This is a genomic window from Paeniglutamicibacter antarcticus, assembly GCF_039544305.1.
GTDB lineage: Bacteria > Actinomycetota > Actinomycetes > Actinomycetales > Micrococcaceae > Paeniglutamicibacter > Paeniglutamicibacter antarcticus_C.
Genome location: NZ_BAABLK010000034.1, coordinates 67,310 through 83,466, shown reverse-complemented (window position 1 = coordinate 83,466; position 16,157 = coordinate 67,310). Strand labels below are relative to the sequence as shown.

Here is a 16,157-nt window from a genome sequence, read left to right as displayed (position 1 = left end):
ACGCAGCCGACCAGCACAAGTTCTCGTGTGGGCAGGGGCACTTCAGCACTCATGGTGAATCCGTGAGGCATGATGCCTTCCGGGTGGGTTCCGGAGCACGGATGCGATCAGGGGGAACCAACATCAACGTTGGGCAGCTGTCGCATCGCGCAACAGCTCGTCGAAGTCGTATTGGCCCTCGAATCATTCACCGTCGTGTTCCAGCAGCGAAGCGTTCGTGGACGTGGGGATCTCGGCCCCACCGGACCGGTTGGCCATTCATCCGGGCATTTCCGCTTTTGCGAAGGAATATCGATATGCGTCATCGATCACACCCAGCGTCGTGCAGGGTGGAGGTCGGAAGCGGGAAGCATGGAAAAGACCATGGGCAAGTTCCGTATGAGGGGATGTCGGATCTATGTTTGACTACTGGTTTTGGATTTCCGGGGATGTGAACGAGCCCAGTCGCCGCACTTCATCTAGGAACGGCGGCGGCGCATTGGTTCGATGGGTTCCAGTGCCCTGGAAGAAGCGCAGGACGGTTTGGGGTGCAGGCAGTGGAAATCCTGCTATTATTAATTCGTCGCAATCTGATTGCGACTTGGTGACTATGTCACCACGCGTTCCCCGGCGGAGACCCCAAGCCCCGCCCCGAACGCGTTACCGCAGCAATGCGTTCCCCCAAGTTGCATTGCTGCACAGGCAGGCCCCTCCCTTTCGCTATCCCCCAAGAAGCGAAACCCGAGGGGCCTGCCGTCTTTTCATCGCCAGTGGGCCTGGAAGGGGGATCCCTGGCCTTGTAGCCAAGAACACCACGGGTTCGATTTGGAGTCGAAGACATTGCGCTGTTAGGCTTGTTCATACCGAAGACCGTCGGTCGAGTATTGCTGCTTTGAGCAGTAATACTCCGAAAGTCCCACAAGGACGACCTGCGCAGGTGAACGAAGTGTATTTGACTCAATTTTATTGCGTTATTTCCGCCCCGTGCATCCTGCATGGGGCGTTTTTTATGCCAGTACTCCTGGCCGGGCTACATCGACTGGTATCAGATCTATACCCCGGAAGGAGTGTTATGGCAACGCCGATTAAGGTTTCCGCAGTTGAGGAAATCGCCGTCGACTTCAAGGAGTCGACCGCCGCTGTCCTGACCGAATACCGTGGGCTTACTGTTGCGCAGCTCAAGGCGCTTCGCCGTTCACTTGGTCAGGAGACCAAGTACGCGGTTGTGAAGAACACCTTGACTGGTATCGCAGCAAAGGAAGCCGGCATCGAAGCATTCGACGGCCAGCTTTCTGGTCCGACTGCAATCGCCTTCATCAAGGGCGATGCAATTGCTGCCGCTAAGAGCCTCACGGATTTTGCCAAGGATAACAAGCAGCTCATCATCAAGACCGGTTACTTCGAGGGCAAGGCCCTTGACGCAGCCGGGGTTGCCGCACTGGCAGCCCTTGAATCGCGTGAGTTCCAGCTTGCCCGCGTGGCTGGCGTGTTGCTGGCACCGGCTTCCGCCGCTGTCCGCACCATCGAAGCACTGCGCGCAAAGCTCGAAGAAGCAAACGGTGGCGCTGCTGAAGCACCTGCCGAGGCCGAGGCACCTGCTGCCGAAGCCGCCACCGAAGAAGCCTAAGCTTTCTTCAACCCCCTCACTCAAGTAACTTGCGGCACGCATGTGCCGCCAACGGAAAGGACGCCCATCATGGCGAAGCTGTCCACCGAAGAGCTCTTGGAAGCCTTCAAGGAAATGACCATCATCGAGCTCTCCGAGTTCGTAAAGACCTTCGAGGAGACCTTCGAGGTCTCCGCAGCAGCTGTTGCAGTTGCTGGCCCGGCCGCCGGAGGCGCCGAGGAAGAAGCCGAGCAGACCGAATTCGACGTTATCCTCCTGGGCCCGGGCGAAAAGAAGATCGCAGTGATCAAGGAAGTCCGCGCCTTGACCTCGTTGGGTCTGAAGGAAGCCAAGGAGGTCGTTGACTCGGCTCCCAAGGCTGTCCTCGAAGGTGTCACCAAGGAAGCTGCAGAGAAGGCAAAGGAGGCCCTCGAGGCCGCCGGCGCATCGGTTGAGCTCAAGTAGTTCTCCACTTTTCCGCCTCTGGCCCGTAGAACCATTTGGTTTTGCGGGCCAAAGGTCTTTAACGCCCGTTTGAACCGCCCCGGCAAGCTGGAGATTAACTGTGACTTCGGCCTCATAATTCCCCGAGGAAGGTCGAATCCTTTGTTCTTTGCTATCGTAGATAACGGATAGATAACGATAACAGTGGACCGTGAGGGGGGGGGATGGCGATGTCTAGCAGCGGAACGATCCTGCTCAACGCACCGTCAAAGGTGACCCAGGACAAGCCTGCTCCCCAGGTGAAACCCGCAGCAAAGAGGGCACCGCGACTGGCACTGCTCGACGGATTGCGTTTTGCGGCGGCCTTGCTCGTCGTCCTTTACCACTACACCGCATGGCACCACGGATTCTGGGGCACCGAGGAAGCCAAGGATTCCTGGCCCGGACTTTCAAGGATCAGTGTCTACGGCAACATGGGCGTCCAGCTGTTCTTCATCATCAGCGGATTCGTCATCCTGCTTTCGGCATACGGCAAGGGCGCAGGACGGTTCATCGGATCGCGCGTCGGGCGGTTGTACCCCGCCTATTGGGTCGCGGTTCTGGCCACCGGGTTTCTCGTCATCGTGATGTGGCCCAAGATGGGTGCGGGCCTCGGATTGAAGGAAGTTCTCGCGAACCTCACCATGTTCCATCCCGCCATGGGGCTTAGGCATATCGACGGGGTCTACTGGACACTGTGGGTGGAAATGCGGTTCTACCTGCTGATCCTGGTGCTGATCGTGCTCCGGTTGCTCACCATCCGCGGCATGACGATCCTTGCGGCACTGTGGCCGGTGCTCGGTCTGGCAGCGAACCTGATGGGTCGCGAGTCCGCGGACAAGATGCTCATGAGCGAGTACGCACCGCTCTTTTGCGGCGGAATCCTCCTTTTCTTGATCTACCGCTTCGGGCACAGCATCATGCGCTGGTCCCTGTTGGTGCTCAATGTCGGAATCGCCGCATACTTCACGGGGCTCAACGGGCCGCAGGAAGCCATGGAACTTGTTGGCTACCAGATCCCCGCATGGCATTACTGGCTCATTGTGTCGGGACTCTTTGCTGCTGTCGCGGTGCTATCCCTGACGCCGCTGCGCAAGGTGCAGTGGAAGTTTCTTGCCGTGTTGGGCGCGTTGACCTACCCGCTTTACTTGTTGCACCAGGTCTGGGGTTGGTGGATGATCGACCACCTCGCTCCGGTACTGGGCAAAAACGTGACTCTCGCAGTGGTCATCGCCACCGTGCTGGCGGCCGCATTCCTGGTCCAACGTTTCGTTGAACGGCCCTTGGCAAAGCCGCTGGCCGCAGCAACAACCAAGGGGCTGGACCTTGTTGGTGTCCGGCTCGGACTCAAGGCCAAGCCGGAGGCTCCGGTTCCGCGTCGCCGATGTCCGCGACCGTTGCATCCAAGGCCGCGAGCAGCTGTGCAGATTCCACAAACGCGGAATGACCGCGGCCGCCGGCCCCGATGCAGACCCTTCCTTGTTCGACGCCGAAATCAGCGTAGACCGGCCACGGTGTGCTCGAGCCCAGCGGAGTGATGGTGCCGCGTTCATAGCCCGTTGCCGCCAAGGCCACGTCGGGTTGCGGCAACGACAGCTTGTTGACACCCAGCAGCGAGCGCAGCTTGGGCCAGGAAATGACCCTGTCACCTTGAACTAGAACAAAGAGGAACGTTCCGTCCTTGCGCTTGACCACCAGGGATTTAATGATTTCATGTCGCTGGATCCCCAAGAGCCTTGCCGCCTCCGGGAGGCTGCCAGCCGGTGGCCGGGAAACGACATGGACCTCGAGTCCGCGTGCGGTGGCATCGCGGATCATTCGTTCCACGCCGGCTGGCAATCGTTGCGTCACCATCTTCTGCTCCTCGCGGCCCAGCAACGGCGCACCGCACTGTCCGCCGCCGCGCGGTTTGACCGCCCACTTGCCGCGCCCCGACGTTTCAATTCCAATACTGCACTCAATGCCGGGCGTGCACCCGATGCCCCGATGGGGTGACGCAAGGCAATTGCACCACCACGGATGCTTACCTTCTGCAGTGGGCAGTGGCGAGCCTTCGGGGGTTGGCACGCAACGGCATCGAAGGCCTCGTTGATCTCGATGAAATCGAGTTCCGTGGTGGCCCAGGCACGGGTATCCAGCGAAGCGGCGATGGTATGCAAGGGTTGGGAGTGCAGCGAGTTGTCCTGACCGGCCACCGACCCGGAAGCATCTATAGTCGAGGGCACCTCATTGCCATGGGCCTGAGCGTACTGCCGGGAGGCAAGGATCAGTGCGGCAGCACCGTCGGACAGGGGAGAGGAATCGCCGGCAATGCCGGCGGCGGCTGCCGCCCGATGATCGGATGCGGCGGCAACTTCGACCTGCCCTAAGCAGGTGCGGCCCGGTGCGGGGTTATGCCTCTCCGTGCGCACTCCCACCGGATTGCCGCCAAAGGAATCTGTGGGCACTTCGTTGGCCACCGAGTCAATGGAGATGATGTTTGCGTAGGTCCATCCCGTGCGCGAACCCGGCAGCAGATGCCGTGCTTGGGACATCGACTCGTGCCCGCCGGCGAGCACCACATCGGCATCGCCCACGAGGATCAAGCGTGCCGCATCGCTGATGGCTGCCAGCCCGGAGAAGTAGACCTTGTTCAATGTGGGCGCATTGACGTCCCGGCCGATGCCCGCTGCGATGGAGCTTTGTCGTACTGGGTTCTGTCCGAAGCCGGCCCGGATCGCTGCGGCGCCCGGCTCGATAGCGATCGGTGTTGAAGGCGGGCCGTCGGGGTGGCCGATGCCAGTGCGGCCGCCGGCGACGATGGCTGCCTCACGCGGTGAGGACATGATTGGAGATCTCCCTTACCGGTACCGTTGCTGAATCGAGGCTGTTCGGCACCTGCCTCCAGGTTATCTCGATGTGTTTAGGGACACAGGAGCCATCGTCAATGGTGACGGACACCTCACCGAATATGGTGCGTGGGCTGCCGGGTTGCGTGTTCATGGATGGACATGGTAGGTCGGATGGTGTAATGTAGAGATTTGCGTCTTCTCTTTTCATCTCCGGCCTTCATATAGCGGTAGGCCTGCTCAGCGGTGCTGTGATCAGTGAAACTCTTCACAGAGAGAGAACGCCGGAAACCTGACGGTCTGTGGAAGGATCCATCTTGGTCGCCTCGAGCACCTCTAACAACCAAACCGCTAGTTCGGCCCGCAGCGCGGAATATGCTGGCCGACTTTCTTTTGCAAAGATTCACGAACCACTTGACGTCCCCAACCTTTTGGCGTTGCAGACCGAGAGCTTCGACTGGCTCATCGGCAACGAGCGCTGGAAGAACCGTCTGGCGTACGCCCAGACCATTGGCGATACCAGTGTAGCCAACGTCTCCGGACTTGCCGAGATCTTCGAAGAGATCTCACCGATTGAAGACTTCCAGGAGACAATGTCCCTGAGCTTCTCGGAGCCGGAATTCGCCGACCCCAAATACACTATGGCCGAGTGCAAGGACCGCGACGCAACGTACGCGGCCCCGTTGTACGTTAAGGCCGAGTTCATGAACAACAACACGGGCGAAATCAAGCAGCAGACCGTGTTCATGGGCGACTTCCCGCTGATGACCGACAAGGGTACCTTCATCATCAACGGCACCGAGCGTGTCGTGGTGTCCCAGCTCGTGCGTTCCCCCGGTGCCTACTTCGAGCGCACCCCGGACAAGACCAGTGACAAGGACATCTTCACTGCGAAGATCATCCCCTCACGCGGTGCATGGTTCGAGCTGGAAATCGACAAGCGCGACCAGGTCGGCGTTCGCCTCGACCGCAAGCGCAAGCAGTCGGTCACCGTCCTGCTCAAGGCCCTGGGCTGGAGTGAAGGACGCATCCTGGAGGAGTTCGGACAGTACGACTCGATCCGCGCCACCCTGGAGAAGGACACCACCGATACCCAGGAGGAAGCACTCCTGGATATCTACCGCAAGCTCCGCCCGGGCGAGCCGCCGACGGTCGATGCCGCACAGGCATTGCTGAAGAACCTGTACTTCGAGGCCAAGCGCTACGACCTGGCCAAGGTCGGTCGTTACAAGATCAACCGCAAGCTCGGTGTCGACACCCCGTTGAGCGACCCGGACGCATCGGTGTTGAACATCGATGACATCGTCGCGATGATCAAGTACCTCGTTGCCTTGCACGCCGGTGAAAAGAACGTTTCGGGCATCCGCGAAGGCAAGCCCGTCCAGTTGACCGTCGCCATTGACGACATCGACCACTTCGGCAACCGTCGTATCCGCGCCGTGGGCGAGCTGATCGAGAACCAGGTCCGTACGGGTCTTTCCCGCATGGAGCGCGTGGTCCGCGAACGCATGACCACGCAGGACGTCGAAGCGATCACCCCGCAGACGCTGATCAACATCCGTCCGGTTGTTGCCGCGATCAAGGAGTTCTTCGGAACCTCCCAGCTCTCGCAGTTCATGGACCAGAACAACCCGCTGGCCGGCTTGACGCACAAACGCCGTCTTTCCGCGCTGGGCCCGGGCGGTCTCTCCCGTGACCGTGCAGGCATGGAAGTCCGTGACGTCCACCCCTCGCACTACGGACGCATGTGCCCGATTGAAACCCCCGAAGGCCCGAACATCGGCCTGATCGGTTCGTTGGCGACCTATGGCCGCATCAACGCCTTCGGCTTCATCGAAACCCCGTACCGCCAGGTCGTCGACGGCAAGGTCACCGGCCAGATCGACTACCTGACCGCCGATGACGAGCTGGAATCGTTCATCGCCCAGGCCAACGCGCCACTGAGCGAGGACGGCTCCTTCATCGAAGACGGCGTCCTGGTCCGTGAAAAGGGCGGTGGCGGCGAGCCCGTCATCGTCGAGCCGCTTGAGATCGAATACATGGACGTTTCCCCGCGCCAGATGGTGTCGGTGGCAACGGCCCTGATTCCGTTCCTCGAGCACGACGACGCCAACCGCGCCCTCATGGGTGCGAACATGCAGCGCCAGGCAGTGCCGCTGCTGGCTTCGGAGTCCCCGCTGGTGGGTACCGGCATGGAGAAGTTCGCAGCAGTGGATGCCGGTGACTCCGTCATCGCCACCACCGGCGGCGTTGTCTCCGAGGTCTCCGCGGACCTGGTTACCGTCATGAACGATGACGGCACCGAGGCTGCCTACCCGATCATGAAGTTTGCACGCTCCAACCAGGGCAACGCATACAACCAGCGCGTGATGGTTTCCGAGGGGGATCGGGTTGACTACAACTCGATCATTGCCGACGGACCATCCACCGACAAGGGCGAGCTCGCCCTTGGCAAGAACCTGCTGGTCGCCTTCATGTCCTGGGAAGGGCACAACTTCGAGGATGCGATCATCCTCTCCCAGCGCATGGTCTCCGAGGACGTGCTCACCTCGATCCACATCGAAGAGCACGAAGTCGATGCCCGCGACACCAAGCTCGGCGCCGAAGAGATCACCCGGGACATCCCGAACGTCTCCGAGGAAATCCTGGCCCAGCTCGACGAGCGCGGCATCATCCACATCGGTGCTGAGGTCGAAGCCGGCGATATCCTCGTTGGCCGTGTCACCCCCAAGGGCGAGACCGAGCTGACTCCCGAGGAGCGCCTGTTGCGCGCCATCTTCGGCGAGAAGTCCCGCGAAGTGCGCGACACCTCGCTGAAGGTTCCGCACGGCGAGTCCGGCGTGGTCATCGGTGTTCGCATCTTCGACCGCGACAACGACGACGACCTGCCTCCGGGCGTGAACCAGCTGGTTCGCGTCTACGTGGCACAAAAGCGCAAGATCACCAACGGTGACAAGCTTGCCGGTCGCCACGGCAACAAGGGTGTCATCTCCAAGATCCTGCCGATCGAGGACATGCCGTTCATGGAAGACGGCACCGCCGTTGACATTGTGCTGAACCCCCTTGGTGTTCCCGGCCGCATGAACGTCGGCCAGGTACTGGAAATTCACCTGGGTTGGGCTGCCAAGCAGGGCTGGAAGATCGAGGGCGAGCCGGAGTGGATCAAGGATCTGCCCGCGTTGCCGCGCGAAGTGGTAACAACCACGGTCTCCACCCCGGTGTTCGACGGTGCCTCGGAGAATGAAATCCGCGGCATCTTGGACCACACCAACGTCACTCGTGACGGTGTGCGCCTGATCGACAACACCGGTAAGACCCGTCTGTTCGACGGCCGCTCCGGCGAGCCGTTCCCGGACCCGGTCTCCGTGGGCTACATGTACATTTTGAAGCTCCACCACCTGGTGGACGACAAGATCCACGCCCGCTCCACCGGCCCGTACTCGATGATCACCCAGCAGCCGCTGGGCGGCAAGGCCCAGTTCGGTGGCCAGCGCTTTGGTGAGATGGAAGTGTGGGCCCTGGAGGCCTACGGTGCCGCATACACCTTGCAGGAACTGCTCACGATCAAGTCCGATGACATTCACGGTCGCGTGAAGGTATACGAGGCGATCGTCAAGGGCGAGAACATCCCGGAGCCAGGGGTTCCGGAATCGTTCAAGGTTCTGATCAAGGAAATGCAGTCGTTGTGCTTGAACGTCGAGGTCCTCGGAACCGACGGCAACACAATCGAAATGCGAGACTCGGATGAAGAAGTCTTCCGGGCCGCGGAAGAACTCGGCATCGACCTTTCACGGTCGGAGCCGAACTCCGTCGAAGAGGTTTAGTTCCACGGCGTGATCCAAGGGGTTCGGGGGAGCGGGGCACCTGCAGCAATGCAGGGCAACCGCTCGCCCGCCCTGGATCACCGCATCGAACTGGATACCTTCCAGACCCAACGGTGAGCGAGAGTCCGCATTGGATTCCCGAACACCTCACCACATTAGACTTCAGAGAACTTAGAAGAGAGATAAGGACCATATGTCCAGCGAATCCTCATTCGGCCTCATGCGCATCGGCCTGGCAACAGCGGAAGAGATCCGCGGGTGGAGCTACGGCGAGGTAAAGAAGCCCGAAACCATCAACTACCGCACACTCAAGCCGGAAAAGGACGGTCTTTTCTGTGAAAAGATCTTCGGTCCCACCCGCGACTGGGAGTGCAACTGCGGCAAGTACAAGCGCGTGCGTTTCAAGGGCATCATCTGCGAACGCTGTGGTGTTGAAGTTACCCGTGCCAAGGTCCGCCGCGAACGCATGGGACACATCGAGCTCGCCGCTCCGGTGACCCACATCTGGTACTTCAAGGGCGTTCCCTCGCGCTTGGGCTACCTGCTTGACCTGGCTCCGAAGGATCTTGAGAAGATCATCTACTTCGCCGCCTACATGGTGACTTCCGTTGACGAAGACCGCCGCCACGCCGAGCTGCCCAACCTCCAGGCCCAGCATGACCTGGAACGCAAGCAGCTGGTCCACACCCGCGACTCCGACATCGCCGCCATTGCCCGCGAACTCGAGGACCAGCTTGCTACCCTCGAAGCCAACGGTGCCAAGGCAGCGGAGAAGAAGAAGACCCGCGATTTGGCCGACAAGACGATGGCACAGGTGCGTAAGCGCGCCGATGCCGACATCGAGCGCCTTGACCAGGTCTGGGACCGCTTCAAGAACCTGAAGGTCGCAGACCTCGAAGGTGACGAAGGCCTGTTCCGTTCGCTGCGCGAACGCTACGGACTGTACTTCGAGGGCTCCATGGGCGCCGAGGCGATCCAGAAGCGTCTCGAAAACTTCGACATGGAAGCCGAAGCGGAGATCCTTCGCGAGATCATCGAAAACGGCAAGGGTCAGCGCAAGACCCGTGCGCTGAAGCGCCTTAAGGTCGTCAACGCGTTCCTGACCACCACCAACTCCCCGTTGGGCATGGTTCTTAACGCCGTTCCGGTGATCCCGCCGGAGCTTCGCCCGATGGTGCAGCTCGACGGTGGCCGCTTTGCGACCTCCGACCTCAACGACCTGTACCGCCGCGTGATCAACCGCAACAACCGCCTCAAGCGCTTGTTGGACCTCGGTGCGCCGGAAATCATCGTCAACAACGAAAAGCGCATGCTGCAGGAAGCTGTGGATTCGCTCTTCGACAACGGCCGTCGTGGCCGTCCGGTGACCGGACCGGGCAACCGCCCGTTGAAGTCGCTCTCCGACATGCTCAAGGGCAAGCAGGGGCGCTTCCGCCAGAACCTTCTGGGCAAGCGCGTCGACTACTCCGGTCGTTCGGTCATTGTTGTCGGTCCGCAGCTGAAGTTGCACCAGTGTGGCCTGCCTAAGCAGATGGCACTGGAGCTCTTCAAGCCGTTCGTGATGAAGCGCCTGGTTGACCTCAACCACGCACAGAACATCAAGAGCGCCAAGCGCATGGTCGAGCGTTACCGTCCGCAGGTCTGGGACGTTCTCGAAGAGATCATCACCGAGCACCCCGTGCTGCTCAACCGTGCACCTACCCTGCACCGTTTGGGCATCCAGGCATTCGAACCGCAGTTGGTTGAAGGCAAGGCCCTTCAGCTCCACCCGCTGGTTTGTGCTGCCTTCAACGCCGACTTCGACGGTGACCAGATGGCAGTGCACCTGCCTCTGAGCCCCGAAGCCCAGGCGGAGGCCCGGATCTTGATGCTCTCGAGCAACAACATCCTCAAGCCTTCCGACGGCCGCCCGGTGGCCTTGCCCTCGCAGGACATGATCATCGGTCTGCACCACTTGACCACCAAGCGCCTCGACGAGAAGGGCGCCGGTCGTGCGTTCTCCTCGGTCGCCGAGGCGATCATGGCCATGGACCGCGGGGAACTTCACCTGAACTCACCGGTCAAGATCCGCGTCACCGGCTTCGTCCCCTCCGAGGGCCAGCCGGCTCCCGAAGGCTGGATCGAAGGCGAAGAGGCATTGATCGACACCTCGCTTGGTCAGGTCCTGTTCAACGAGACCCTTCCTGCGGATTACCCGTGGGTGGAACACGTTGCAGGCAAGGATGCCCTCTCGGACATCGTCAATGACCTGGCCGAGCGCTACCCGAAGGTCGTCACGGCAGCAACGCTGGATAACCTCAAGGACGCCGGCTTCAAGTGGGCCACTCGTTCGGGCATCACCGTTGCCATCTCCGACATCACCTCGAACATGGACAAGGCATCCATCCTTGAGCCATACGAGGAGAAGGCGCGCCGCGTCCAGTCGCAGTACGACAAGGGCCTGATTGCGGACACCGAGCGTCGCCAGGACCTCATCGACATCTGGACCAAGGCAACCGACGAGGTTGCTGCGGCCATGCAGGCCGGCATGCAAGAGCTGAACACCATTAACCGGATGGTGACCTCAAAGGCTCGTGGTAACTGGTTGCAGCTGCGCCAGATTGCCGGTATCCGTGGCCTGGTGTCAAACCCCAAGGGCGAGATCATCCCGCGTCCGATCAAGTCTTCCTACCGTGAAGGCCTGTCTGTTCTTGAGTACTTCATCGCGACCCACGGTGCCCGTAAGGGACTTGCCGATACCGCGCTGAAGACCGCCAACTCGGGTTACCTGACCCGTCGTCTGGTGGATGTCTCGCAGGATGTCATCGTTCGCGAACAGGACTGCGGCACCAGCCGTGGCTTGAACGTGCCGATTGCCTACACCGACGAGATCGGGACCGTGCGTATGCACGACACCGTCGAGAACTCGGCTTACACCCGTACGTTGGCCACCGACGTGACCGACGAGAAGGGCAAGGTGCTGGCACAGGGCGGCGCGGATGTGGGCGATGTGCTCATTGACGAACTGTTCAATGCCGGTATCACCGAGATCAAGGTCCGCTCCGTGCTGACCTGTGAATCAGCGGTTGGAACCTGCGCACTGTGCTACGGACGTTCCCTGGCCAGCGGTAAGACCGTGGACATCGGTGAGGCCGTGGGCATTATTGCTGCACAGTCCATTGGTGAGCCCGGTACCCAGCTGACCATGCGTACCTTCCACACCGGTGGCGCTGCCTCCGCGGAAGATATCACCCAGGGTCTGCCCCGTATCCAGGAGCTCTTCGAGGCACGTACCCCCAAGGGTGTTGCCCCGATCTCCGAGGTTGCAGGACGCGTGACCATCGAGGATTCCGAGAAGCAGCTTCGCATCGTGATCACCCCGGACAACGGCGACGAAGAAATGGCCTACCCGGTCCTTCGCCGCGCACGTCTGTTGGTTATCGAGGGCGAATCCGTGATCGTTGGCCAGCAGCTGGTTGCCGGTGCAATCGATCCGAAGCAGGTCCTGCGAGTTCTTGGCCCGCGTGAGGCGCAGAAGTTCCTCGTTCGCGAAGTCCAGGAGGTCTACCAGTCCCAGGGTGTTGGCATCCACGATAAGCACGTGGAAGTCATTGTTCGCCAGATGCTGCGCCGCATCACCGTCATCGAGTCGGGCGAGACCGACTTGCTTCCGGGTGAGCTCGCGGACAAGGCACGATTCCAGTCGCAGAACCGCAAGGCAGTCTCCGAGGGCAAGCGTCCGGCATCTGGCCGTGACGAACTGATGGGTATCACCAAGGCTTCCTTGGCTACCGATTCCTGGCTCTCGGCCGCGTCCTTCCAGGAGACTACGCGTGTGCTGACCCAGGCCGCAATGGAAGGCAAGTCCGATCCATTGCTCGGCCTGAAGGAAAACGTAATCATCGGTAAGCTGATCCCGGCCGGTACCGGCCTGGACCGCTACACCCAGGTGAACGTGGAACCAACGGAGGCGGCGAAGGCTTCGCTATTCTCCGGACAGTCCGCATTCTCCTCTGGCATGGACTACGACGGACTGGAGCCGGGCCTGAGCCCGGAATTCCACGCCATCGCCATGGATGACTACGATCTCGGGACCGATTTCCGCTAAGGCGTAACGCCTTTCCCCAGCCTGTCTGGGGGAAGGACACGCAACAAGGCCGGCCCGCGCCGTGCTTCTTCTTATTCCCGCAAGGGGAAAGGGAAGCGCGTTGCGGGCCGGCCTTTCCTTTGCCCGTGCACGGTAGCCGGGCGTGGATGTAGAGCACACGGAACCCCGGCCTTGCAGCACCGCAAGTACATACATCTTGCTGCAATCCCGGCAGGCGGGCCCGTGCCGGAGTCCGGGAAGAGCCAGTACGGCACAGCATTGTTGACCTGAGGTCCTGACATCGGTGGAAGCCGATCGTCAGGTGATGACGTCGCATCCCCGCAAACCGGGCGACATTAGGCTGAAGAGAATATTCGCCTATGGGAGGTATCTCCTATTCGACTTATCTTGATTGAGACGCTGCGCTCAGCCCATCCGGGGTGGAACGCCGAAGTCCGACTGAGCCGCGTGCATGCCTTCCATGGCAATTGCCTTGGGTTTTTCCGTTGGCTATGTAGAGTGCTTGTGGTGCGATAAATCGAGGTATTGCACCACGCCGTGAATGGTAAAGGCGCTCTTTGTGCTCTTTCGCCACAGTGGATCCGGTTCGGGGACCGAGGGAAACGGATACCGCGCGCAGCCAAAAGGCCCTGACCTTCTTTAGGCCAGGGCCCATGGGGGTGGGGCGTGGGCTCGGATCCATGGATCACGCCACATGGCCAGGCGAGGAGACAGGGGGCGTAGTCGGTTTCACGATGCAACAAAGTGTCAGGGCGATGCCTGTTCCAAAGAGCCAAGATCGAGACGTCGGATAGAGCCGGCGCGCGCTAGCGACCAGAACTATGTCGTGATATTCACTCGTTAGCAACCGGCAGTGCCAGGGCTTCAAGGGGCGGCTCTGCTTCTGTTTTGCCCCGGGGGCATCAAGTGTTGTGCCGTTGAATCCGCGGATCCCATCGGAAACGTCCTGACGCACCGATGGCCGCACCCGTCAGGCGCGACCATCAAGTATCGTCGGTGCTTCCCGGAGGCGGGAGCGCGTAGTAGCCGTCTATGCCGGGTGGGTCGAGGTGAGTTCGGCGTAGACCACGATGTTGTCAGCGTGACGGGCCGTCGTTTTGTTAAACGTCCCGCCGCAAGTGATTAGCCGCAATTGTGCGTCGTCGGTGTTTCCGTAGGTATCCATGGAGGAAAAGTCCGGTTTCGGTGTCTGTTCTACTCGGGTGACGGTAAAGACCGCGACCTTTCCGTCTTCTCGCGTCACGGAGATTTCATCGTTCTTGTGCAAGGCGCCGAGCTTGAAGAAGACTGCCGGGCCCAACTGGTTTAGCGCCGTGACGTGTCCCAGGATCACCGCCGGTCCTTTTTCCCCGGGAGTGGGTCCGCGATCAAACCAACCGGCTGGCGAATCCGTCAGCAGCGGCGGGACGCCAATGGTTCCATCGTCTTGTAGTCCAACGTTCATCAGGTCGGTATCCACGTCAATGCTGGGAATGGTGAGCCGGGTGGGCTGGGATTTTTTCAGTATCAAGTCCCCGGGGGTCGAGCTAAACAGGGGGAATGCCGGATCCTGCTTCGCCGGCTTGGTACCGGCCTCGGGGGCCGTGATGGCCGATGGTTGCTCGCTCGGCGCAGCGGGTCCTTCGATGGCTTCGGAGACCAGCGGTGAAGGGGGAGGGGCCTCCCCCTTCACGCCGGCTCCAACCAACACCGATCCGACAAGGCCAACCGCGACAATGCCCGTGAGCGCGAGAGCGCGACTCTTGGTCTTCCAGTTCTGGATGTGCTTCATCAGTAGTGGACCTTTCCGGTGTTGGTTTGGGTTGTTCTAGTTCTGCTCGCCCTGGCGGCGACGAACCATGTAGACGCCGGCGCCGGCGGCAACCAGTACCAAACCGCCACCGAGGGCGATCATGCCGTTGTCCATCCCGGCTGTGTTGCCACCACCGGTTTCGGGATTGCCGTTGGGCATGTCCATCTGTCCGGCGGTCAACGTGCCGCACAATGCGGGCGAAGTCGCCGCGAGGGGAAGCTTCGGGTCAAGGTCCGATTTGGCCTTGGCTCCTTCCGCGCTCAGCGTTGCCGGATCCAGGCCATGAACCACCACGGTGCCATTGCCGGCCTTGATGGCCTTGATGGTCTTTGCATTCATGGTGAAGGTGCGCTCGTAGGTAAAGCTGTCACCCATGCCTCCCACCGCGAGGTCCAAGGCTGCCTTGTCGCTGGTGTCCCCGCTGGTTGACAGCGTGGTGCCGATCATGCCGTAGGACGGCATGCCCTCGGTGGTGCTGATGACCCCGTCACCGTTCTTGTCATCGGCCATGGTGGGGCAGGTGCCCTGCGTGTCCGTGGTGATGTGGGCGTGCTGGACGTGCGGGTACGGCTTGCCGTCAAAAGTCTTGGCCAGTCCGCTGACCTTTTCGGTCACCGTTGCCTGGTCACCCTTGATGCTGACCATCACGGTGCCGGTGGCGCCGCTGCCATTGACCTCTTTGAGCTCGGTTTGGAAGGAGTGGGTTTCCGTTGCGGCTGATGCGCCCGCAGCCGAAGCGGCGATCATTCCCAGTGCGAGTGCCGGTGCGGCCAAAAGTTGTAGCTTCCTCATGAGGGTCTTCCCTTTCGTGAGGGTGCCGCCCCTTGCGGCCGGCACCGATGTTGTGACTATATCCCGTGTCACACGTCTCATTCGGACCAGGGGGTGGCTGCGGATTGGAAAGCCTCCGATAATTTTCCGTGGAGTTGGAGGAGCATGGGGAAAATCCTTGTTCTGCATGGGAAAAATCCACGGCTGCGGTTGGGACGGCACATGTCAGGACGAATTTATCCGCTGGCTCGATGGGCGCGCCGCAAGGCTCTATGACGGCCAGGGAAGCCAGCGTCCAAGGCGCCAGGTGCTGTCCGGCGCCGTGTTGCTGTCCTCCGGCGGGGGCAGGGTACCCGGGACTTCTCAGGCCCGAGGCCCCGCAGCATCCGAGTGCAACACCATGGAACAAATTGGGAGTGCTTCATCGAGTGTGATCGGTGGTCCCGCCGCCGCCCGGGGTTGCCCGGACGGCACCTGCGCCAGTCTGATGCTTGGGGGCATGGTGTTGAGCGGGGCTTAGGACCGCAGCACCTTGTGTGATTCGCACCCCAAGCAGTGAGGCTGTTGGGCCGGTGTCGACGCCGCGAAGGGCCTGATCACACGGTGGGGGCCGCGCGGGCGCGTGCCGCCGGTGCAATTGGTGCCTGGCGAACCAGGTGCTCCGTGACCCCTGGTGTCACGCGCCTCCGGTCATGCGTGCTAAGCTTGTGCTAATTGTTTTTCATGTGTGGCAAATGGACACGGTCCGGGTTGCGGGTAAGTTGCGCAACATATGCCACACTTTCGC

At 60.9% G+C, this 16,157-nt stretch carries 8 protein-coding genes and 1 pseudogene; 5 read left to right on the top strand and 4 right to left on the bottom strand.

The window, feature by feature from the left end; translation table 11 throughout:
- Positions 1-1,051: 1,051 nt before the first annotated feature.
- The 3 genes and pseudogenes from rplJ to ABEA12_RS11875 form a co-directional block, all read left to right on the top strand.
- On the top strand, positions 1,052-1,606 hold the full coding sequence (rplJ, locus tag ABEA12_RS11885; RefSeq protein WP_210100111.1) for a 50S ribosomal protein L10: 555 nt from the start codon (positions 1,052-1,054) through the stop codon (positions 1,604-1,606).
- Between the two features lie 69 nt (positions 1,607-1,675).
- Positions 1,676-2,050: a 50S ribosomal protein L7/L12 gene (gene rplL / locus ABEA12_RS11880; RefSeq protein ID WP_210100112.1), complete on the top strand. Its 375-nt coding sequence runs from the start codon at positions 1,676-1,678 to the stop codon at positions 2,048-2,050.
- A gap of 203 nt (positions 2,051-2,253) precedes the next feature.
- A pseudogene (locus ABEA12_RS11875) lies at positions 2,254-3,315 on the top strand (acyltransferase family protein); the annotation flags it as partial.
- Between the two features lie 100 nt (positions 3,316-3,415).
- On the opposite strand, the gene ABEA12_RS11870 reads toward ABEA12_RS11875, so the two are convergent.
- Positions 3,416-3,922 carry an aminoacyl-tRNA deacylase gene (locus ABEA12_RS11870; RefSeq protein ID WP_210102482.1) on the bottom strand — a complete coding sequence of 169 codons (507 nt, stop codon included), beginning with the start codon at positions 3,920-3,922 and terminating at the stop codon, positions 3,416-3,418.
- Positions 3,916-4,893 carry a thiolase family protein gene (locus ABEA12_RS11865; RefSeq protein WP_345468320.1) on the bottom strand — a complete coding sequence of 326 codons (978 nt, stop codon included), beginning with the start codon at positions 4,891-4,893 and terminating at the stop codon, positions 3,916-3,918. The genes ABEA12_RS11870 and ABEA12_RS11865 overlap by 7 nt, the downstream gene beginning before the upstream one ends.
- A 320-nt stretch (positions 4,894-5,213) precedes the next feature.
- On the opposite strand from ABEA12_RS11865, the gene rpoB reads away from it, so the two are divergent.
- Together rpoB and ABEA12_RS11855 are read left to right on the top strand one after the other, a co-directional pair.
- Positions 5,214-8,720 carry a DNA-directed RNA polymerase subunit beta gene (gene rpoB, locus ABEA12_RS11860; protein WP_210100113.1) on the top strand — a complete coding sequence of 1,169 codons (3,507 nt, stop codon included), beginning with the start codon at positions 5,214-5,216 and terminating at the stop codon, positions 8,718-8,720.
- A gap of 193 nt (positions 8,721-8,913) precedes the next feature.
- On the top strand, positions 8,914-12,807 hold the full coding sequence (locus ABEA12_RS11855) for a DNA-directed RNA polymerase subunit beta' (RefSeq protein ID WP_210100114.1): 3,894 nt from the start codon (positions 8,914-8,916) through the stop codon (positions 12,805-12,807).
- 1,030 nt (positions 12,808-13,837) lie between these two features.
- Here the strand turns inward: ABEA12_RS11855 and ABEA12_RS11850 are convergent.
- Positions 13,838-14,578 (bottom strand): class F sortase, encoded by a 741-nt coding sequence (locus ABEA12_RS11850; protein WP_210100115.1) that lies wholly within the window; start codon positions 14,576-14,578, stop codon positions 13,838-13,840.
- Positions 14,579-14,614: 36 nt separating this feature from the next.
- Positions 14,615-15,391, bottom strand: coding sequence for a hypothetical protein (locus ABEA12_RS11845; protein WP_210100116.1), 777 nt, complete (start codon positions 15,389-15,391; stop codon positions 14,615-14,617).
- Positions 15,392-16,157: the final 766 nt, after the last annotated feature.